The 7,348-nt window shown below is 67.7% G+C and carries 7 protein-coding genes; 1 reads left to right on the top strand and 6 read right to left on the bottom strand.

Annotation, left to right across the window (positions count from 1 at the left end; genetic code table 11):
• Nucleotides 1–479: 479 nt before the first annotated feature.
• Entirely contained in the window at nucleotides 480–1,127 is a 648-nt protein-coding gene (locus ACOJVU_RS20065) for a GAP family protein (protein ID WP_421531383.1), read from the top strand.
• A 28-nt stretch (nucleotides 1,128–1,155) separates the two neighbouring features.
• On the opposite strand, the gene ACOJVU_RS20060 is transcribed toward ACOJVU_RS20065, so the two are convergent.
• The 6 genes from ACOJVU_RS20060 to ACOJVU_RS20035 all read right to left on the bottom strand — a co-directional run.
• Nucleotides 1,156–1,335 carry a hypothetical protein gene (locus ACOJVU_RS20060; RefSeq protein WP_421531382.1) on the bottom strand — a complete coding sequence of 60 codons (180 nt, stop codon included), beginning with the start codon at nucleotides 1,333–1,335 and terminating at the stop codon, nucleotides 1,156–1,158.
• On the bottom strand, nucleotides 1,329–2,474 hold the full coding sequence (locus ACOJVU_RS20055; protein ID WP_421531381.1) for a cation:proton antiporter: 1,146 nt from the start codon (nucleotides 2,472–2,474) through the stop codon (nucleotides 1,329–1,331). Before ACOJVU_RS20055 ends, ACOJVU_RS20060 begins: the two co-directional genes overlap by 7 nt.
• A 98-nt stretch (nucleotides 2,475–2,572) precedes the next feature.
• On the bottom strand, nucleotides 2,573–3,628 hold the full coding sequence (locus ACOJVU_RS20050) for a hypothetical protein (RefSeq protein WP_421531380.1): 1,056 nt from the start codon (nucleotides 3,626–3,628) through the stop codon (nucleotides 2,573–2,575).
• A gap of 574 nt (nucleotides 3,629–4,202) precedes the next feature.
• On the bottom strand, nucleotides 4,203–5,570 hold the full coding sequence (locus ACOJVU_RS20045) for a PPE family protein (protein WP_421531379.1): 1,368 nt from the start codon (nucleotides 5,568–5,570) through the stop codon (nucleotides 4,203–4,205).
• 9 nt (nucleotides 5,571–5,579) lie between these two features.
• Nucleotides 5,580–6,815, bottom strand: a complete 1,236-nt coding sequence (locus ACOJVU_RS20040) for a PPE family protein (protein WP_421531384.1) — start codon at nucleotides 6,813–6,815, stop codon at nucleotides 5,580–5,582.
• A gap of 100 nt (nucleotides 6,816–6,915) precedes the next feature.
• A partial coding sequence (locus ACOJVU_RS20035) for a sulfotransferase domain-containing protein (RefSeq protein ID WP_421531378.1) occupies nucleotides 6,916–7,348 on the bottom strand: 433 nt, incomplete at its 5' end.

The raw sequence follows: 7,348 nt of genomic DNA, 5'->3' as shown, positions 1-7,348 counted from the left end.
CTGCTGGCCGCTGATGGTGTTGTAGTCGGGGTCGAAGATGACTGCGTTGGCATCGTTTAGCGCCTCGTCGGCCTGCTCAGGTGTGACTCCGCGCTTGGCGATGTAGTCACCGCGTTGGACCAGTCGACCGACACACCTGAATGTAATACATAGCCGTATTACGTTCCAAGCTTACGCGACCATGCCCCGTCGTCCGAGGCACTCTGCACACACTGCTGAAGCGGGCAGTTTATCGACTTGCGACCAACGGTTGAAACGACGCCTCACCGCAACGCGCGGCCTCTGAGCCCAGGCTCCGCAGCGTCGCTCCACCACGGCCAGGGCCGTGGCGATACCGGTGAGCACTCCGCCGACGGCCCGGTAGCCTGTCGCCCATGCAACACTCGTCCGCCGTCGCCTACGGCGCGCATCCTGAACCCCGACACCGGCACGGAATGCCCGGCGGGAACGGGCCTGCCCGTCCATAACCGGATCTCACCATGCTGGTCACCGTCCTGGTGATGGCCGTTGCCGTGAGCCTCGAACCGTTCCGCGTCGGGATGACGATGCTGATGTTGAAGCGGCCGCGACCGCTGCTGCAACTGCTCGCGTTCTTGTCCGGCGGTGTCGCGATGGGCATGACGGTGGGCCTGGCCGTCCTGTTCGTCTTCCGCCGCATCCTGGTGGGTTCGACCTACTTCACCCTGCCCAGGGTCCAGATGGTGATCGGGCTGCTCGCTCTGCTCGCCGCCGCTGTCCTGGCCGTCCGGGTCGCCACCGGGCGATCCAGTTCTCTCCGGCTGCCCGCGCGCACACACCTGCTACTGCACGGGCGGTCACTGTGGGTCGCCGGGGTGGCCGGCCTGGGCATCGCACTGCCGTCGGTGGACTATCTGGCAGCGCTGGCCGTCATCCTGGCCTCCGGCGCCACCGCGACCACGCAAGTGGGCGCGTTGCTGATGTTCAACGCCGTGGCCTTCGCGTTCGTCGAAATCCCACTGCTGGCCTGCCTGCTGGCGCCGCGGGCGACGCGCGCTGCGACTGCGGCGTTGCACGGCTGGATCCGCGCTCGACGCCGCCTCGAGGTAGCCGCCCTACTCGCCGTCGTGGGCAGTGTCCTGCTGCTGGCCGGCCTGACCGGCCATTGAAACGGGAAGTTTCGACCCGGGCCGCGAACTAGGCCTGGGCGGGTTGGCCCGCGGGCGTCCGGCTCACCGCCGGCGCCGACTCCGAGTCATGCGGGGCGCCCAGCGGATCGGCCGCGGAATTGCCCTCCCCGGAAGCCGTCGTGGACTCCAGGGACGCCGTCTCGGCCAGGTCGGATTTCAGGTCGGATTTCAGGTCGGATTTCAGCAATGGCCAGCCCCTGCGCAGCACGTAGTCGAGCCAAGCGCCGGCCAACTGCGAGGTGAGCACGGCCGCCACCACGAGAGTGGTGTAGAACTTCGGGCTGATGATGCCGGCGTCGAAGGCGACGCTGGCCAGCACGATCCCCGGGCCGCCACGGGCGTTGGTGGTGATCGCCAGGTTGACCAGGTCCAGCCCCCGGAACCCGGCGACCCTGCCGGCCAGGGCGACGGCGACCACTTTGACCGCACAGGTGCCGACGATGAAGATCTGCCGACGATGAAGATCGCGATCATGGGCAGGGAAACCCCGCGGATCAGGTCGAGCTTGAGACCGACGATCGCGAAGTACACCGGGATGAAGAAGGCGAACGAGACCTTGCTGATCGCCTCCATCGAATCGTCGAAGATCCTGCGTTCCTTGTGCACGACGGCGAAACCCGCCAAGAACGCTGCGAAGACGAGGTTGACGTCGAGCGCTCCGGCGACGGCGCAATAGGCCAGCAGGATCGCGATGGCGTAGCCGGTCGGCGAATGCTGCACCAGGACGTTCCACCTGGCCGCGTTGATGCGCCTGATGACGCGCGGCGCCAGGGTGAGACCGATGACGAAGTAGGTCACCGTGATCGCAAGGTGGACGGCCATCTCTTCGGGCCGAAGCGCGGCCTTGGCCGCGACCGCGGTCGCGATGGCCAGGGCGAGCCACAACACGATGTCCTCCAGCACGGCGACGCCCAGGATGAGCCGTGCGAAGCGGGTGTCCATGATGTTGAGGTCGGCGAAGATCTTTGACACCACCGGCACCGAGGTCACCGCGACGCCGACAGCGAGAATGATGACCAGCGACAACCGGTTTCCGTGCGGCCCGGCCAGGCTGGGCCGGATGAGATGCGGCCCGAAACTCAGGCCGAGCAGGAACGGGATGCCGGTGCCCACGATGACGAGCCAGCTCACCGTTCGCCGCTCCCCGCGGCCGAACAGTTGCTGCACCTCGGCACCGGACACGAACATCAGCAGCAGGCCGAGCCAGTAGACGAACGTCAAGATGTTGCCCTGACGTGTGGCGCTGGTGACGAGGTGGTCCATGACCGGTATCTGGCCCAACACGGCCGGGCCCAGAACGATGCCGGCCAGGATTTCGCCCACCACCTTGGGTTAGCGAAGCTTCACGAACACATACCCCAGCAGCTGGGCGAGCCCGACCAGCAAGAGCAGGACGATGATGACGTGGGTCAGTTGGGCGTTGGTCACGATGTACTCCTCATGGTCAGCCGCCGATGCAGCAGGTAGGCGAATGTCAGGGCTGCTGCCCCGATGGTCACGGCGACGGGAAATTCGATGCTGAGAGACCCGATGACGAGCGGAAGCAGTCCGATCGCCAGCGCCGGTGGCATGTGAAATCTCAGGACGCGCAGTACGACGATGCCGAACACCATCGCGCCTCCGGCCGCCACACCACCCTTTCCCCAGAGACTCACAGCGATCCAGCCCCCCGTCGACATCAACGCGCACGCGGCCAGCAGAGCGATCGGTTTCCCGGCCCAGGGACACGTGCGCGGATGCGCGAACATCGCATAGGCGATGACGATCAGCGGCGGGAACAGCAGCAGCCGCAATCCCGAAGCCGCGGCGCAGATCGCCATCACCGTCACGAACAGATAAAACGGCACAATCCAGGCGTGGGTCCCGGGCGACGCTTCGAGGATGTCGTCGAGATTGCTCGCCGAGGTACTGCCGGCCCAGTGGTATCTGTGTCGGCAGTACCGTTTCCAAGGCAACAATATGCCGATCAACACAACGAGACTGACCGCTATCGAGGCGGGATAGACCCAGCTGTCGATACCCAGGACCAGCGGCAGCACGCCCGCCGCGACAGCCGGCGCGATCGTTGATCTGAGCGCGGCCACAATCACCAGGCACAGGGTGACAAGGGCTACGACGGTCAGGAAATGGTACGGAAACTGCCGGGTCATCCACACTCCGGCAACCGCTCCCACCGACGGCGTCAGCACGAGCCGCCCCGGCTGGCTGGCCCACCTGCCCCAGGGCCGGGTCAGCACGTCGTATGCGAGGGCCGCGAGGCCGGGGAAGAACAGATAGTGCCGGCCGTCGCACTGCGCGGCCACCACGATGTAGCCCACCGCCATCGCCTCCATCAGCAGGCGATGACGCGGCATCAGCACGCGCTGCACCACGGCAGCGGGCCCGGTGCGGTGGTCGGGGTTGCGCCCCGTGTGGAAAAAGGGCTGGGCGCTCGACATGTGCGCACCGCCGAACGACGCCCTGTGCGCGCGGGCACTCATGTAGTCGAAAGAACGATGTGCGACGACCGCGTGTACAGCGCCCACCCCACCGGCGAGCCCTCCCCCACCCGCGAATCGGACAGACACTGGCTCAGCACCCGAGTCGACGCGATGAGTTGATTCGGCACGGTGGCCCTCCTTTCAGTGAGTACTCGAGTTTCAGTGAGTCCTCGAGTTTCGAGTGAGTACTCGGGCCGTCAGCAATTCTCAAGCCGGCCGACAGCACCCAGGGAGGTGATCGGAGCCTTCCGGCCCAGGAAAAGCCCCGGAAAACCGGTACCGCCGAAAAAATTCCAGCCGACGTTGACATTTGCCGTCTGGCGCGGCGACGCGATTGATCGGTCGGCGAAACCGACACCAGTACAACGGATTTCTGCTGGATCCAGGACGCAGGCGCAAGAGCTTGTCATCGTTGCGATGTCACGGACCGCCTCTCTGTGCCTGTTTTCTTCATCCTATTCATCCGGTAGCCTCTCGGCCCAAGCTTGCGGTTGGCTGTGCACCGGTTGGGTATTTACTGCGCCTCGACTCGGATTCCGGCGCCGAGCTGCAGGTTTCTCCACCGCGTCGACCTCTATTCAGGGCGCGGCAATCTCACATTCATGTCGCCGTCGGTGAGGTGCACCGCGTGGATGCCGGGCTTCTTCCGCAGCTTGGCGACCAGGCTCTCCAAATCCGCCGATTCGGTGTACCAATGCTGGACGTCGTCGGGTTTCTCGGCCATTTCGGCGACCAGCCGCTGCAGATTCGCCGGCGTCTCACCGTCTTTGGATGCGCCGTCTTTGAGCGAAGTGGAACGCAGTCGTGCGCCCGCACCGCCGAACGCTGCGGGTGCCCCCGCCCCCAGCGCACCCCCGGCCATGCCGCTCAACGCCATTCCGCTCAGCAATGTGCCCTCACTGACCGCGGCCGCCGGGACGGCGTCCAGCCCCGCACCGGACAACACCGCCGCCACCGTCCGGATCGCCGGCGTGGCGGTGGCCCAGCTGGGGGGAACCGAGACGCCGCCGACCAGACCGGCCTGCCCGACGCCCGCCGAGACGGCACCCACGCCCGCCAGATTCGCCAGCGGCGGCGCCGAGCCCAGACCGGCCGCCAACGCCGCCGACTCTGCACCGCCGGCAGCGGCCCCCACATCGAGGACGTGCCGCGCCCCGGCCACCAGGCCGAAGATGGTGTTGATGAAGACGACATTGACCGGCAGGACCAGTTTGCCGATGTCCTCGAAATACGAGCTGAGCGAGCTCAACGTCTGCAGACCGGCGAATTCCTGCAGAGTGGTGAGCAGTCCTGCGGCCGGATTCGGTCCGGTCACGACGGCCCCCAGGCTCTGCAGCGCCGCGGGAACCGCGCCGAAGGCCGACGCCAACTCCGTTTGCGCGCTGGAGATGAAGTTCGCCGCCGGGGCGAGAGCACCGGCGGCGGTGGTTGCCGGGGGCGCCGAGAACGGGGTCACCGTCGACGCGGCCGCCGACTGGGCGGCATAGGTGGTCATCGCTGAGGCGTCCTGCGCCCACATCCGGCTGTACTGGGCCTCGGTGGCCGCGATCGCCGCCGTGTTCTGCCCGAAGATGTTGGTGGCCACCAGGAACGCCAGCTCGCTGCGGTTGGCCGCGACCACCGCCGGCGGCACGGTCGCCGCGAACGCAGCCTCGTAGGCGGCCGCGGCGCCACGGGCCTGCGCGGCCGCCTGCTCGGCCTGGGCCGCCGTGGCGCTCATCCAGGCTGCATACGGCGCGGCCGCGCTCGCCATGGACACCGCCGACGGGCCCTGCCATGCCGTCGCCAGGCCGGAGATCACCGAGGAATAGGAGGCGGCGGTGGCGTGCAGCTGCACCGCCAGTGTGTCCCACGACTCGGCGGCGGCCACCATCGGCCCCGATCCCGGACCGGAATACATTCGACCGGAGTTGATCTCCGGCGGCAACAACCCGAAAAGCATTGGCGGACCTCAGACCTGCGGGGGAATGGCGGGAATCACGAAGATGTTGACCGGGCCGGCGGCCTCGTCGCCGACAGTGGACCCGGCGGCGCCGGCCGAGCGGGCGGCGGTGCCGCCGGTATTCGCGATCGCCCTTCCGGCCAGGCTCGACAGTGCCACGTTGCCGAACAGGTTTCCTTCGCCCGGCGGCGCGGCCGCGACGCCGGGCGGGCCGGGATCGGCGAACACGGCGGCCACCGGCTTGACCGCCGGGGCAGCCATCGCCCAACCCTGCGGCACCGACAGACCCCCGACGAAGCCGGCACGTCCCACGCCGGCCGTCACCGCCGAACCCAGCGCCCCGGTCGGCGAAACCGGCCCCCCCACAGCGGCGATCGCCTGCGCCGCACCCACCTTGGCCATCGCGTCGGACAGGTTCGCACCCGCCTGTGGCAGCAGATAGCTCTGTGCTCCCATCAGTTCGGGGGCGCCGAACGAACCGAAGTAGGACAGCGGGCTCAGCGGCCCGCTCGCGGAGGACAACAGCGAATTCAGCGCCGATGCCAGCGACTGCGGGGCCGCCGGAGCGGAAGTCGTGGCCGCGGGCGCCGCCGCGGCGGCGGGTCCCGCGAGGCCGTGCAGTGTGGACGGCACCGCGGATAGCAGCTGTGGCAGCGCCTGGGAACCGGCCTGGGTCCCGGCGGCCTGGGCGACGGCGGCGGCCTGCGCGACGGTGCCCGCCGGTTCGGTGATCCGCGGCGGCGGGCTGAACGGCAGCAGGTCGGCGGCCACCGCCGAGGATCCGGCGTAGCCGTACATCGCTGCCGCGTCCTGGGCCCACATCTCGATGTACTGGGCCTGGGTCTGCATGATCGCCGGGGTGTTCTGTCCGAAGAAATTCGTCGCGACCAGCGCCAGCAGTTGCGCACGGTTGGCCGCCACCGCCGCCGGCGGAACCGTCACCGCGAACGCCGCCTCGTAGGCGGCGGCCGCCGCCCTGGCCTGGCTCGCCGCCTGCTCGGCTTGGACAGCGGTGGCGCTCATCCAGGACACATACGGAGCGGCCGCGGCCGACATCGTCAGCGATGAGGCGCCCTGCCACTTCGCCGCCAGCCCCGAAATCGCGGACGTGTAGTGTGCAACCGCAGCGTGCAATTCGGCGGCCAGACCGTCCCACGCCTCTGCCGCAGCCACCATCGGTCCCGAACCGGGGCCCGTGTACATGCGACCGGAGTTGATCTCCGGCGGCAACGCCCCGAAATCGATCACCAGTCCACATCCCCTGTTCGCGTCGACGCAAAGAACTGACCCGGGCGGCCGTCCGGCCGCCCGGGTCAGCGTCAACGGCGTCGCGTAGCTTCGGAGCTTATCTGACTCCGCCCGTCTCCAACCACTGTGCGCATTCTTTGCCCAGCTTGTCGAGGGCTTTGCGGTCGAATCGCTCGATCTGCTCGTCGGTCAGCTCGGTGCGGAAGTCGCGCTTGGGCCCCTTGTGGAAGAAGGCCTTCGCGCTGGACATGTGGCCCCCACCGAAGGGCACCATCTTCTCGGCCCGTCCACTCATGTACTCGAAGGAACTGTGCTCGAGGATCGCGTCCATCCGCAATGACCCGGGGTCGATGGACAAGAACTCAGCGATCCGCGAAACCTGGCCCGCCAGATCATCTTTGAGGTCCCCGTAGTGCACCAGCAGGATGTTGGACTCATCCTTGAGCCGCCACCACGAGGCCATGACGTCGAACAGGTCGCAGCACTGATACCCGTCGGTGTCCAGCCACAGGTCGAAAAACTGCTGCATG

It is taken from the genome of Mycobacterium sp. THU-M104, from assembly GCF_049197365.1.
Taxonomy (GTDB): Bacteria; Actinomycetota; Actinomycetes; order Mycobacteriales; family Mycobacteriaceae; genus Mycobacterium.
Note: the sequence above shows the minus strand (reverse complement) of the source record. Positions and strands in the feature narration are given on the sequence as shown.

What these genes read in the sequence shown, in the direction of transcription:
- ACOJVU_RS20050 (WP_421531380.1), bottom strand. Translation starts at nt 3,628, where the DNA reads ATGAGTGCCCGCGCGCACAGGGCGTCGTTCGGCGGTGCGCACATGTCG.
- ACOJVU_RS20045 (WP_421531379.1), bottom strand. Translation starts at nt 5,570, where the DNA reads ATGCTTTTCGGGTTGTTGCCGCCGGAGATCAACTCCGGTCGAATGTAT.
- ACOJVU_RS20065 (WP_421531383.1), top strand. Translation starts at nt 480, where the DNA reads ATGCTGGTCACCGTCCTGGTGATGGCCGTTGCCGTGAGCCTCGAACCG.